A 13,669-nucleotide genomic window follows, 5' to 3' on the forward strand; every position below is an offset into this window, starting at 1 on the left:
ATCCTTTGTGGAGTCGGCTGGTGTACGCCGAACTTTACTTTATCAGTGTGCCGATGCGCCGCGTTCTGTCGTGCCGCGCCCCTGCCGGTAGCAGGGCGAAACGGGCGCATATATTCATCATTATTCTAAGCCCTGTGTAAAGGTGCTCCAAACACTGAAGAGCCTTTGGAACTCGCGACTAGGATTTTGCTCTGATGTGTATGCGAAAAACCGGTCTGAACCCCCAGATTCAGAACCGGAAAAAACAAAAAGATACACAAACATTCACACTAATGCAAACATTTTTAGGTTCTTCACCGAAATTTGACGCTAGTTTCGTCTTTTTGACGCACGAATTTGAACTTGAGAACAACCTCACCCCTACAATAACGTGCACACTCGTGCCCGCTGAGCGGCACCTCCACTCTCAAGGAGAAGCCAACCAGCTCTCAACTGCGGCATCGACGCCGGCATTGCCGTTGTTCCTCGCAGTACGGGGCCACACGGCAGGGAACGGGCGTGCAAACACTGCATACAACCTTGCGATGACGCCCAACTAAAACGGTTCGGCTTCCTGGTTCACTTCAACTTCAAAAATTCACTTCAACATCACCGTAAATATTCGAAAGTCAACCGAAAACCACGGCGCATCGCAACCAGCCACAGGTTACTTCGCGGCTGCATCCGCGAACTACCGGAGGACCCAAAAATGACACATCACAACACTGCATCACGCATTTCGCGCCGTCACCTCGTACAGGGCGCGGCATGGAGCGCCCCCGTCATCCTCGCCAGCGCAACCGTCCCCGCGTGGGCGGCAAGCGGCGAGCCCACCTGCTCCCCCGCCCTGACCCTCAAGCCGACCGCAACCGGCTACGACGACAAGGCAGGCGCATACACCGAATGGCTCGTCCCCGAAGGCGTTGGACGAGTCCGCTTCGACCTTGTAGGCGGTGCCGGCGGTGCAGCAACCTCCTTCACCCCCCGCTACCTAACCGACGTCACGAACGCCTCCCTGGCTGGCGGCGGTGCCGGTGCACAGCTCAGCGGCGTCCTGGCGGTCAAGTCCGGCGATATCCTGCGCGTCTGGGCGGGTAACGGCGGCGTCGGTTCGGCATCCGGCGCAAAGCCCGCACTCGGCGGCGAAGGCTACGCAGCAGGCGGCGACTCCACCGGCTCCAGCAATGCAACCGGCAGCGCGCAGGTAGTGGGCACCGACAGCGGCTACGTGTACGGCGCGTCCGGCGGCGGCTCCTCCGCCGTTGAGCTCGTCCGTGACGGCTCAGTCACCGTCGTGGCTGTTGCAGGCGCTGGCGGCGGCGGTGCGCAGCTGGGCACTCTCACCACCCACCAGCACATCTTCGACACCCAGCCCAAGGATCAGCTGAACCCGGCACTGCGTATCGCCATGGAACACCGCGATGCCAACAGCACCGCGGGCGGCAGCGCAGGCGGCGACCTGGGCACCGACAACCCCGGTCAGGGCGGCATGCTTGTGGCAAGCCCCTACCAGGAATTCAAGCCCCTCGACGAGGACGACAAGACCCTCGACATGCGCTTCATGGTCACCGGCGGTACCGCCGGCCGCTCCGGCGTGGCGGGCACCCTCGGCGAGGCATTGATCGGCATCCTCGACGAGAACGACGAGCTGAAGCTCATGCCCATGTCCGAGCCCTGGTTCGAATCCTACAATTTCCCGCGCTACTACATGTACTATGGTGACTCCGTGAGTCAGGGCGAGAAGGGCACCGGCGGCGCGGACGCAACCGGCTCCTACCGCGGCAAGGGCGGCTCGGGCGCGCTGCTCTCCCGCACCCACGGCAAGCTCTCCCTCACCTCCGCAGCATCCGGTGGAGGCGCCGGCTACGGCGGCGGCGGCGCAGGCCTGAACATCTGGACCATCGGCGCATACCGCGACAGCGCTTTCGGCCGCCAGGTGCAGTTCGAGAACGAAGGCAACATCTACTCGCTCAGCACCCTGAGCAGTGGCGGCGGCGCGGGCGGCAGCTACATCAACCACGAGGTGGTTTCTGACTTTGCTCTTACCACCGCGCAGAACGCAAACCCGACCGCGGGCGTGCGTTCCCCCGGTTCGGCGGCACTGTACAGCTGCACCGAGAACGCAACCCTGAACACCCCCATTACCGAGGGTGCGCTCTAGATAGTCAATAAATGTGCCTCCCCGGAAGAATACTCCGGGGAGGCACATTTGTATGTGTACCAAGGTTCTAGCGGAAAACCTGAGAGCATAGAAAAGCTCAGGACACAGAAAAGCTCGAAGGAGACGACTGATTCAGTCACCGCCTTCGAGCTTTATCTATGCCTTAGAGCTCCGCGTTTAGGGCGCTCAGCTTAGAGCTCCCCCTATTTAGAGTTCCTGAGTACGGGGCATCCAGGAGGGACGCTTCGCCTCGTACGCCTCGATAGCTTCGAGGTTCTGCAGGGTCAGACCGATGTCGTCCAGGCCCTCCATGAGGCGCCAGCGCACGTAGTCGTCAATCTCGAAGGGAACAACCAGCGCACCCACGGTCACGGTCTTGGACTCCAGGTCAACGGTGATTTCGGTGCCGGGCTCGTGCTCCAGCGCCTTCCAAATCAGCTCAATGTCGTCCTGTGCGACCTGCGCGGTCACCAGGCCCTGCTTACCCGAGTTGCCGCGGAAAATATCAGCAAAACGAGCGGAGATAACGACCTTGAAACCGTAGTCGCGCAGCGCCCACACCGCGTGCTCACGGGAAGAACCGGTACCGAAGTCCGGGCCCGCAACCAGCACGCTACCGTGCTTGTAAGGCTCCTGGTTCAGGATGAACTCGGGATCCTTACGCCAGTTAGCGAAGAGGGCGTCATCAAAGCCGGTCTTGGTCACTCGCTTGAGGTAGACGGCGGGAATGATCTGGTCGGTGTCAACATTCGAAGAACGCAGCGGCACGCCAATGCCGGTGTGCTTAATAATGGGTTCCATAATGGCTCCTTAGCTATAGCGGCGTGCTAGGCCACGACGTCGGACGGGGCGGACAGGGTACCGCGCACAGCGGTTGCGGCAGCAACCACCGGGGAGACCAGGTGGGTGCGGCCACCCTTACCCTGGCGGCCCTCAAAGTTACGGTTCGAGGTGGAGGCGCAACGCTCACCGGGTGCCAGCTGGTCGGGGTTCATGCCCAGGCACATGGAGCATCCGGCGAAGCGCCAGTCGGCACCGAAGTCCTTGAAGACCTTGTCCAGGCCTTCTGCTTCTGCCTGCGCGCGGACCTTCTGGGAGCCGGGCACGACCATCATGCGTACGTTCTCGGCGATGGTGCGGCCGCGCACGATGTCGGCTGCGGCGCGCAGGTCCTCGATGCGGGAGTTGGTGCAGGAGCCCAGGAAGACAACGTCCACGGGGATGTCCTTCATGGGGGTGCCTGCCTTCAGGTCCATGTATTCGAGGGCGCGTTCTGCTGCGACCTTGTCGTTCTCATCCTCGAAGTCATCCGGGGAGGGAACGGTGTGGCTCAGCGGAACACCCTGACCGGGGTTGGTGCCCCAAGTGACGAAGGGTTCGAGCTCGTCAGCGTTGATGAAGATTTCCTTGTCGAAGACGGCGCCTTCGTCGGTGGGCAGGCTCTTCCAGTACTCGACTGCCTTGTCCCACTCTTCGCCCTTGGGTGCGTGCTGGCGGCCCTTGATGTACTCGAAGGTGGTCTCGTCGGGGGCGACCATGCCGGCGCGTGCGCCCGCCTCGATGGACATGTTGCACATGGTCATGCGGCCCTCCATGGAGAGGGAGCGGATTGCGGAGCCGCGGTATTCGAGCACGTAGCCCTGACCGCCGCCGGTGCCAATCTGCGCAATGACGGCGAGGATGATGTCCTTAGCGGTCACGCCGGGCTTGAGGGTGCCCTCAACGTTGATTGCCATGGTCTTGAAGCGTGCCAGGGGCAGGGTCTGGGTCGCCATGACGTGCTCCACCTCGGAGGTGCCGATACCGAACGCGAGAGCGCCGAACGCACCGTGGGTGGAGGTGTGGGAGTCGCCGCAGACGATGGTCATGCCGGGCATGGTCAGACCGAGCTGCGGGCCAACCACGTGCACGATACCCTGCTCCTCGTCGCCGAGGGAGTGGATGCGCACGCCGAATTCCTTGGCGTTGCGACGCAGGGTCTCGATCTGGGTGCGGCTGGTCAGGTCGGCGATGGTGCCGAAGATGTTGTCGGTGGGGGTGTTGTGATCCTCGGTGGCAATGGTCAGGTCGAGGCGGCGCAGGGGTCGGTTCTCGATGCGCAGGCCTTCGAATGCCTGGGGGGAGGTCACTTCGTGCAGTAGCTGCAGGTCGATGTAGAGCAGGTCGGGCTTGCCGTTTTCACCGGGGACGACGACGTGTGCGTCCCAGACTTTTTCTGCCAGGGTGCGCGGACGGGTGCCCGCGGTGGTTGCGTTCTGTTCGCTAGTCATGCTTTCTCCTGCTTGATGCGTTCCTACGGTGGATGCGTTCGGTGTGGTGCGTGCCGCAAGTTTGTGGGGTTGAGGGGCGGATTATGTACCCGATGGGACCCTCAAATCGGTATTTTCCTGCGGCGTGTCGCATATTTTTTCGCGGATTCTTAGCCTGTGAGACGGCCTAGAAGCACCCCGAACCAGCGAGTGTTTTTGTGTGGGTTTATTCTATGACTCCAGGGTAATTTTGCGGGATTGCTCGCATTTTTACACGGCTTTTCGCAGATTTTCACCCATAAACCCACATAAACACTTATTATGAAAAACTCATAATTTATCCCGTAGGGGGTGATTCCATCTTCAGCTCTGCACTCCAAAGAGTCCACGAAGTCCGGGGTATCTTTCATATTCTGAGATAGAATATAAGAATGACTCCTTCCGCATCACGTTTTAACGCACACGGAATGCGTCACCCCAACGCATCCACACAACACAACGCACCGATTGTTGACCCCGTCAAGCCGCCCGAACACATGGCCGCCGACGAGCAGATGGTAGAGGTACACTCCCACGGCTCCTCCGGCGTTGGCGTGCTCGACAAGGCAACCCTCATCCTTGACTGCCTCGAGGCAGGCCCCGTATCCCTGGGCGACCTCGTCAAGGCAACCGGTCTGGCACGACCTACCGCGCACCGCCTCGCCGTGGCACTGGCACATCACCGCCTCGTAGCCCGCGACGTGCAGGGACGCTTCATGCTCGGCCCGCGCCTGACCGAACTGGCGTCCGCCACTATTTCTGATGAGCTCATCACCGTGGCCAACCCGATTCTGCAGAAGCTCAGCCTCGAAGCTGACGAGTCCACCCAGCTGTACCGCCGCCAGGGCGACTGGCGCGTGTGCGCGGCGACCGCTCCGCGCCCCTCCGGCATGCACGAATCTATTCCGGTCGGTACCCAGCTGTCCATGCAGGCTGGCTCCGCCGCTCAGGTGCTGCTGGCTTGGGAAGATCAGAACCGCATTGTTGAAGGCCTGCGCGATGCGCACTTCAGCGCCGCCATGCTCGCGGCTGTGCGCCGCATCGGCTGGGCGCAGTCCGTGGGCGAGCGCGAGCGCGGTACCGCCTCGGTCTCTGCTCCGGTGCGCGCCCCCGGCGGCAAGGTGATTGCGGCCGTGTCCATTTCGGGCCCGATTGACCGCATGACCCGCCAGCCGAACCGCAACTACCCCGAGCTGGTCGTCAAGGCTGCTCAGGCGATTACGGACGGTCTGCGTGAGCTTGCGGCGTCTCAGCAGGCTCCCTGCGCTGAGGCTTCTGACGAAGACTAGGCTTCAGTAGCGTATAGATTTAACGGAAGAATCCCTCCCCGCCTCGATTGAGGTGGGGAGGGATTCTTTTGTGCGCTCTTTGAGAGCTGCCGGGTGGTTCGGCTAGATGTCCAGCGCTTTGCGGTATGCGGCCAGGCGCTTAGCTTCTACCTGTACCGGTGCGACCACGCAGGACTGCACTGCCTTCTCCACGCCGGTCTGCAGGCGTCCGCGCAGTTTGCGTGCGTAGTAGCGTGAGCCCATCGCGGTGAGTAGCCTGCCCACACCCGCCGAGGCGATGCCAAGAAGTACACCCAGCAGCAGAAGCAGGGTCGGCAGGGGCACCGGGGAGCCTTCGGGGGTCGGGGCGGGCGGCAGCTGAATCTGCAGGTACGCCAGGCCGGAAATCAGGGTCAGCCAGCCGACACCCACCAGGGCGCTGAGGAGCGCAATCCACTGCAGGGCGTTGAAGACGACCCAGGGGGCGCGGGTGCGGCCCAGACCGTAGTCGATGCGCGCCATGTCGCGTTCGAGTAGTTCGGGGAGCTCCACCTCGCGGGAGAGCGCGGCTTCCTTCATGCTGCGCTTCCACGGTTCGTCGATGCGGTTCGCCATCTGCTTGCTGTACTGGCGCACGGCGTTTGCCATGCCCGCCTTCTGCGCGGCGCTCAGCGGAGGCAGGGAGGATGCCACCAGCTCGGGTGCGTTCTCGCTATCGGAGCCGAGCATGCCCGCGGACTTCTCAGCCTTAGAGGTGCTCTTCGTTTCGTCCTGCTGTCCCAGGTGCAGGCGGCGCAGGGGGTCGGCCTTCAGGCGGCTCATCCAGCGGGTGAGGATCCAGCCGGTGCGCTGTCCCGCCGCGCGGCGGTAGGAGGCGGTCGCCGCTTGCAGAACCTGCTCGGCGTGGCTGGAGGTGTAGCATGCCTGCACGAGCTTTTGTTCCGCTTCGAGGGCGTAGGCTCCGGCGAGGACAGTGCCCTCTCCCCCGGCGTAGGTGCGCAGCTGGGAGGCGGTGGCGTGCAACTGCGCGTCGGTTCGTTGCAGGGACAGGCTCTTGGCGGCGGCTACCTGCGCGAGCAGGTCGCGGAGCGCGTCCACGCCTTCGCCGGTTCGCGCGGAGACGGCGATGGGTGCGGCGAGCAGGTGCGCCTCGGTACCCTCAGCCTGGAGCAGGCGAGTGAGGGAGGCGAGCACAGCGGGTACCTCGGCGGGTGCGAGTTTGTCCGCCTGGTTGAGCACGCAGAGCGCCTGCGCACCGGAGGCGGCGAGCGGCACCATAAAGTCGCGATGGATGACGGCGTCGGCGTACTTTTGGGGGTCGACAACCCAGACGAGCACGTCTACGTAGCGCATCATGCGGGCGGCGAGGTCGCGGTTGGTGGTGGTGACCGAGTCGAAGTCGGGCATGTCCAGCAGGATCAGTCCGCCGGTTCGGGTGCGCATTTCGCCGCGTCCACCTACTGCGCGGCGGATGCGGTTGAAGAGTCCGGGTGCCGGTTCGGTGACGGCGTTGGGTGCCGCTACTCCCCTGGCAACCTCGCTACCCTCGGCTGTGTTTCCTTCGGCGGTGAGCGCCTGAGTTTGCGGGTAGACGCGCTTGTCGATGCCGAGCCAGTCGAGCAGTTCTTCGCTGCCTTCTGCCTCCCAGATTGCCGCCTGCACGGTGGAGGTGGTCGGGCGCGTGGGCGCGGAGAGGGCGATGTTCTGCCCGGCGATGGCGTTGAAGAGGGTGGATTTGCCGCTGCCGGTCGCACCGAAGAAGCCGATGACCGTGTGCTCGGTGGAGAGTTCGCGGCGCTGGCTGAGGCGTTCGAGGGTTTCGGCGGCGTCGAGCAACACGGTTTCAGGGACTCGTCCTTCGCCGTAGCTGATGGCTTCCTTCAGGGATGCGACGGAGCGCGCGAAGGGCGAGGTCGCCACGCCGGGGGCGGCGCCTCGCTCGGTGTTGCGTTCTGCGCTGGTGTTCTCGAGTTTTTTCTCGGGGGTAGTCATAGTGCGTTTTTCTTCGTCTGTGGTGCGGGGTGCCTGTCCGGGGTGGTTTAGCGGGCAGTTGAGCCGTTAGCGCGGGCCGCGGTGTGGCTTTGCGCGCTCATTTCTGCAGCGATTGCCTGCACCTGTTCGGCGGCGCGGTGAATCTCTTCGGCGTCAGCCTGCGGGTCGGTTTCTTCGAGCACGGCGGTGAAGGGCTGGGCGTGCTCGGTGAGCAGCCCGGACATGCGTTCGAGCAGGTCGGTGCGGGCGCGGGTTGCCATGCGGCGTACGGCATCTTCACCGAAGATGGACTCGAGCAGCTTGGTGCCGACTACGCCGCTACCGCCCGCAATTCCCGCCTCGATACCGGTAATGCCGCCGGTGAGGCTGAACGCGGCGACCATGAGCATCACGGCGGCGGCGTTCACGCCCAGGGAGAGGAAGCGGGCACGCTTGCGCTTATCGGCGCCTTCTTCGCGAATCATTTCGAGCACGGAGCCCTGCCAGAGGCGAATCTGCTCGGCTACGGCTGCGGAGAAGATGTCCTCGGCGGACTGCACTTCACCCTTAGCTTCTGCGTTCTGTTCGGGCACAGCAGAGGTAGCCTGCGGCGCATCCAGGCGTGCCAGCAGGGAGCGTCCGGCGCGGCTGGCACGCCAGCGGGTACGGGTGTTTTCGGAGGCGCGGGCGGCGGCATCCAGAACCACGGCGTGAATGCCGCTTTCGAGGGCGTCCTCTACCTTCTGGGCGGCGGCGGGCTGGCCTCGCAGGGCGGAGCCAACCCGGTCGCGCAGGCGACCGATGGTGCTGTCGAGGGAGCGGAAGAAGTCGCCGGTTCCCACGAAGTCGTGCCAGCGCGAGAGCACTTCGCCGCGAAGCAGGGAGCCGTCGGAGAGTGCCCCGTCGATGGTGGTCAGCGCGTCCTCGTATTCTTCGGCTACGATGGCGGCAAGCGACTGGTGCGCTGCCTGCTGGCGTGCCTGTTCAGCGGCGAGTACCTGCAGGTTACCGGCGAGGGTTTCGACGGCACCGGCGAGGGTCTGCCGGGTGATGGCGGCGCGGGCGGGCGCGTCGGCGCCGAGTTCGCGGATCCACAGGGTCAGCGGGGCGAGGCTGACGGGGGCGAGCATGCCGCTTTCGTCGCGCGGCTGCTCGGTAACGGTGTGAATCAGTACGGCGTGGATTCCCGCCTCGTCGAGCATGCGTCGCAGGTCGTTTTCGATGGCTTCTTCGTCGTCTTCGGGCACGCGGTTGAGCACCACGGCAATTGCGATGGAGCGTGCGGCGGCCTCGTGGAGCAGTTCCCAGGGCACGGCGTCGGCGTAGCGGTTGGCGGTGGTGACAAAGAGCCACAGGTCTGCTGCGGAGAGCAGCTCCTTAGCGAGGGTGCGGTTTTCCTCGGAGACGGAGTCGATATCGGGCGCGTCAATGAGCGCGATGCCCTGCGGCAGCGCCGAGGTAGTAATAGGAATGAGGGCGCGCGCAATCTTCGGGTCGAGGCCCGGCAGTGCCTGCGATCCGGCGTTCATGCCGGAGGTGCGGGTGCGCGGCAGGGTGGGCAGGAAGCGTTCGGGTGACAGCGCCGCCTCGTCTTCTGCGCGGTGCAGGAGTACGGGGTGGCGGGTGGTGGGTCGAATCGCACCGGACTGGGTGAGCGGTTCGCCGAGCAGGGTGTTGACGAGGGTGGATTTACCGGCGCCGGTGGAGCCGCCGACCACGATGGTGAGGGGGTTATCGACGCTGGCGCTACGCGGCAGAATGTAGTCGTCGAGTTGGCGTGCCATGGCTGCGAGCAGGGTGCGTGCGGAGGCGGTGCCGTGCTCTGCGGTGCCGTCGTGGGCGACGGTGTAGGGGGTGCCGGGGGTTTCGCCGGCTTCTACGTCGAGTGGGAGGGGGATTCGAGTGAGCAGTTCGCGCGCTGCTTTGAGCTGCGCATAGTCGGTGGTAGTCACAGCGCTATTGTCCCATAGGGTGAACCCGCTTCATGCCATGTGTGGGCGTTGCGGTGGGCACGTTGCGACTGCGGGGAGTTTGGGTACGCGCGCAGAGGCATTTTTGATGGGTGTTCGGACAACGTGGAGAGGTTGAATTACTATTTACACACAGGGTGCAACAACTCCAATTTGCGATTTACTCAGATTAAGAAAAAGCTAAAAATCCCTAAGTTTCTAGGGGAAACAACAGATTTTAATGCGGTTATCCCAAACACATTGGTACGTTTTATAACCCGCATAAAACGGGCAAATATTAAGATTTGATAACTTTTTACGCTCAAGCGCAGATATGGTCGTTTCGAACCTGAAAGTACGCTTAGAATCATTGAGCACGACAACCAGGCAGGTCATAACCACACCGATTCCTTCAGGAGGCTTCTGGCCTGCCCTTTCTATCGCATCCGTACTCACCGCGGTATGCCACACCATCCGGGAACGCTCATAGAGCCCTCGCTCAACTGCATTCGAGTTACCCGTTACTGCCTGCCCGTCTTTACTCTTGCGAAAGGTTGCGTATGTTCGGTTCGCTGTCACGTCGCCATCTTCTTGCTCTTTCTTCCGGAGCAGCATTGAGTGCACTCGCAAGCGCCTGCAGCCCCAGCGCAGTTTCTCGCCCTCAACCACTCTCTGATTCCTCTCATGCTGAGGCTGCACCTGCGCCTCAGAGCACCCAGACTAAATCTGCAACCACTACTCGCAGTATCACCTACGCTGAGCCCCTGCCCGCGTCCGCTCTGGACGGCCGCGGACCGGCTCTTCTGCCGGATGAGTTCTTTGAGCGCTCAGGTATATTCTCGAACGGCACCCTGAGCCATCGAGCCGTCAATGTTCCCCGCCCCACCATGCCCCCGGAAGCTAAAGAGCGCACCGTTGAGGGCCTGCACGCATTCCTGCAGTACTGGGGTGCGGCGCAGAACTATATGCTCCTCACCGGTGACACCGACCCCTTCATGAATCTGCCCGGCCAGGAGCACTTTAGTCAGATGGCGCAGATGTACCGCGATATCTACCGCTACAACATCGGCTGGCTGGTCTCTAAGAATAACCACCCCATGTGCATTAATCTGAGCTCCCCGCAGCCGGTGCCCGCTACCGAGCAGGACGTCTACTGCTGGAAGGCGACCCTGAAGGTGGACGAGAACGCGTTCCTGTTCAACCATGAGACCCGCCAGCGTGAGCAGCTCACCGGCATCTACGGCAGTAATCAGAAGGCGGATGCTTACGTCTACTTTGGCGAAAACGGCTGGCAGATGCTGGAGGATCCGCAATCTTCCCCGAGCGCTACCGCCACCCCGGCGGCTACCGCTGTACCGTCCGCGAACACCCCGAGCGCTCACCCGACCCCGAATGAGAGCACCTCTTCTAAGGCAGCTCGTTACATTCGAGGCTCAGCCTAAAACCTCTTTGCATCCGCGCCTCAAAAATCCCGTCATATTGGGTGATATGAGGCACGGATGAGGGCTTTTATTTGTGTGCCACGCGTGAACTCTATAGGCTAGGGCTAGATGAGGTCCGCCCATTTTCGTCTAAATTCGTGTCTGTCCGCCCCGCGGGTGACTGTTTCACGCCCTCCGATGGGGTCGTGATGTTAGGCTGAGGATTGGAGCGTGTGCTCTTCACCTAATCACCGATACTTCCGCATCACAGCACATTCAAGGGGATCACTATGATTCACAGCCGCCGCCACTTTATTGCGCTCACGGGCACCGCCGCCCTGGGTGCGATGCTTGCCGCTTGCGGTTCCAAAAAGACTGCGGAGGCGACTGCCTCCCCCACTGCTTCCGCTTCGATTGCGGGTGCCTACGATAACCTGTCGGGCGAGTTGAAGTGGACCAAGTACGTTGCCGGTACCGGTGCAGCTCCGATGAGCAGCACCGACCCGGAAACCGGTCAGGTCTACACGATTGAGCCCACTGCTGGCCCGGCAAGCGTTGATTCCAAGGCGAGCGCGGTGCCCATCCCGGTTGAGGATGAGACCATGTACGAGAAGAACGCCCGCAGCTTGCGCGCTACCTTCGCTTACTTTGCGGCGGCGGTGAACTACGCCCGCATGACCGGTGATCCTGGTCCGGCCCTGCAGGTGGTTCATCAGGATAATTCTGTTCAGCGTGCTTCTTTGGAGAAGCTACGCGCCTTCTATGCGCCCGGCACGAACTGGCTGGTTGATGGTGAGTGGACCTTCCGCCTGACCGATAAGCAGCCGACTACTCGCGGCACTAAGTATTCGTGGGCGTGCACCGTGACTCAGGCGCACGGTCTGCAGGTTGAGAAGGCAACCAATACGACCAAGCCCCTGGAGGACACTGAGGCGCAGGAGATTAAGGCTCTCTACGCCGAGTACGATGAGGAGGCGAAGCGCTGGGTCGTGATTGCGCCTCAGCAGTATGATCCGGCGTTGACTCCGAAGCCGACTCAGACTCCGCGTGCGCATCCTTCGTCGACGTACACTCCGACGGTGACTGACGACAGCACTGTGGCGGCTAATGGCGGCGCTCACGCGGGTGCGAACACTTCGGGTAACGGTGCCGCGCAGGGTACCGCTAATAACGGTGGTGCCCAGAACGGCGGCGCACAGAATGGTGCCGGCCAGGGTGGTTCCCGTCAGTACACTGGCTCCCAGAATGGTGGTGCCCAGAATGGTGCCGGTCAGGGTTCTGCAGGTCAGGGCGGTGCGGCTCAGGCTCCTCAGCCTGCCGCTACCCAGGCGGCTACCGCTCCCGTGCAGCCCGTGGCAACTCAGCCTGCAGCTGCGACGGCTCAGCCGACCGTAGCTCCCGGTGCTGAGGCACCCGCCGGTGTTCCCGGTGAGGGCGCCCAGTAGCCCCCCCCCTTATAGACGATTAACGCGTCTCCTCCTTCGCTTACCCCCATTCGGTGCGATGCTCCCGCTGGTTACAGTAACTTCGCTGATGGGCGGCATATCACGCTCGTTTGAGCACTGGTACGCACGGGTGTGAAGGCGGGGGCGCGTTATACTTAGGACTGTCTCTAGAGGGATGTCCGCGTGTGATATCCGCTCGTCGAGGCGCACTCTCACTCATCTCTCACCTGAGATTCTCACTCGAAAGGTATTCCGTGGCGCTTTTCCCCATGACCTCCGGGCTTCCCAGTTCCACTACCGGCATTAGCCGCCGTTCTGCTCTGCGTTACGCGGGTGCGGGCGTTGCGGGCATGTCTTTGAGCGCCCTGCTGGTTGCGTGTGGCGGTGGTTCTTCCTCCAGCGAGAACGCTGATGCGGATACCCCTCAGATTTCCCCGTCGGCTTCTTCGCGCACTGATTTTAGCGGCGAGGTCACCTTCGATAACTATGAGAAGAAGGGTACTTTCGTTCCGGCGACCGAGTCGGCTCCCGCGCAGAACGTGCCGTTCCCTAAGCGCCCGGCGAGCGCATCGGAGAACTCGGTGCAGGGTCTGTACGATTCGATTGCGTTCGTGTATGCGGCGATTAATTACCTGGTGTTGACCGGTGATGCCGGCCCGCTGCGTGAGTCGAAGGCTGATGAGAAGTTCGTTGCGTCGTTCTCGTCGTTTATGGATGAGTCGAATGAGAGCTCGCAGGCGCGTGACTGGTATGTGTCGCCGAAGGTGACAATGTCGGCGTTTACTGCTGTTCCTGCTCTGGTGAAGAAGAGCGTGCAGTGGACCTTTGACCTGGTGATTGATTTGGGTCCGACCGTGGTGATTGACGGTGCTCCTGCGGAGATGTCTGAGAAGGTGCGCCGCACGGAGCGTGGCCTGGTGGTTACCGGTGTGCGCCACGATAATGACTGGACCCTGACTATTCAGGATGAGTACGAGGTGCAGGCTTCTGCTCAGCCTAAGAATGGTGGCGCTTCTGGTGACACCAGCGGCGGCAACGACGGTAACTCCGGTAACGGCGGCAATTCTAATGGTGACAACCTTTAAGCCCTCAGATGGATGAGGCATCATGCCCTAACTCGCACTCGGGTTAGGGCATGTTTTGTTTTACTCTGGTAGTAACGAGCTTTCCTGGATTCAAGGTTTTTC

At 62.2% G+C, this 13,669-nt stretch carries 9 protein-coding genes; 5 read left to right on the forward strand and 4 right to left on the reverse strand.

From position 1 onward, the window contains the following. Window positions 1-688: 688 nt before the first annotated feature. Window positions 689-2,140, forward strand: a complete 1,452-nt coding sequence (locus AB8E48_RS00135; RefSeq protein WP_368885336.1) for a transcriptional initiation protein Tat — start codon at window positions 689-691, stop codon at window positions 2,138-2,140. Window positions 2,141-2,347: 207 nt separating this feature from the next. On the opposite strand, the gene leuD is transcribed toward AB8E48_RS00135, so the two are convergent. Further along, the gene (leuD, locus tag AB8E48_RS00140) at window positions 2,348-2,941 is read right to left on the reverse strand and encodes a 3-isopropylmalate dehydratase small subunit (RefSeq protein WP_005505627.1); all 594 of its coding nucleotides are present in this window, start codon (window positions 2,939-2,941) and stop codon (window positions 2,348-2,350) included. Window positions 2,942-2,967: 26 nt separating this feature from the next. Further along, window positions 2,968-4,410 carry a 3-isopropylmalate dehydratase large subunit gene (gene leuC, locus AB8E48_RS00145; RefSeq protein WP_314657682.1) on the reverse strand — a complete coding sequence of 481 codons (1,443 nt, stop codon included), beginning with the start codon at window positions 4,408-4,410 and terminating at the stop codon, window positions 2,968-2,970. Window positions 4,411-4,820: 410 nt separating this feature from the next. Between leuC and AB8E48_RS00150 the strand changes: the two genes are divergently transcribed. Beyond that, window positions 4,821-5,717 (forward strand): IclR family transcriptional regulator, encoded by an 897-nt coding sequence (locus AB8E48_RS00150; RefSeq protein ID WP_439958494.1) that lies wholly within the window; start codon window positions 4,821-4,823, stop codon window positions 5,715-5,717. A gap of 102 nt (window positions 5,718-5,819) precedes the next feature. On the opposite strand, the gene AB8E48_RS00155 is transcribed toward AB8E48_RS00150, so the two are convergent. Both AB8E48_RS00155 and AB8E48_RS00160 read right to left on the reverse strand, forming a co-directional pair. Next, a complete protein-coding gene (locus tag AB8E48_RS00155) occupies window positions 5,820-7,688 on the reverse strand; it encodes a GTPase (RefSeq protein WP_368885337.1) in 1,869 nt (622 codons plus the stop codon). 47 nt (window positions 7,689-7,735) lie between these two features. Further along, window positions 7,736-9,619 carry a dynamin family protein gene (locus AB8E48_RS00160; RefSeq protein WP_368885338.1) on the reverse strand — a complete coding sequence of 628 codons (1,884 nt, stop codon included), beginning with the start codon at window positions 9,617-9,619 and terminating at the stop codon, window positions 7,736-7,738. Between the two features lie 611 nt (window positions 9,620-10,230). On the opposite strand from AB8E48_RS00160, the gene AB8E48_RS00165 reads away from it, so the two are divergent. From AB8E48_RS00165 to AB8E48_RS00175, 3 genes are all read left to right on the forward strand, one after another. Then, window positions 10,231-11,058 (forward strand): DUF6318 family protein, encoded by an 828-nt coding sequence (locus tag AB8E48_RS00165; protein WP_368885339.1) that lies wholly within the window; start codon window positions 10,231-10,233, stop codon window positions 11,056-11,058. Between the two features lie 269 nt (window positions 11,059-11,327). Next, window positions 11,328-12,482, forward strand: coding sequence for a DUF6318 family protein (locus tag AB8E48_RS00170; RefSeq protein ID WP_368885340.1), 1,155 nt, complete (start codon window positions 11,328-11,330; stop codon window positions 12,480-12,482). Between the two features lie 254 nt (window positions 12,483-12,736). Next, complete coding sequence (locus AB8E48_RS00175; RefSeq protein WP_368885341.1) at window positions 12,737-13,567, forward strand: DUF6318 family protein; 831 nt, start codon at window positions 12,737-12,739, stop codon at window positions 13,565-13,567. Window positions 13,568-13,669 lie beyond the last annotated feature (102 nt).

This window comes from Rothia mucilaginosa, assembly GCF_964211445.1.
Classification (GTDB): Bacteria; Actinomycetota; Actinomycetes; order Actinomycetales; family Micrococcaceae; genus Rothia; species Rothia mucilaginosa_E.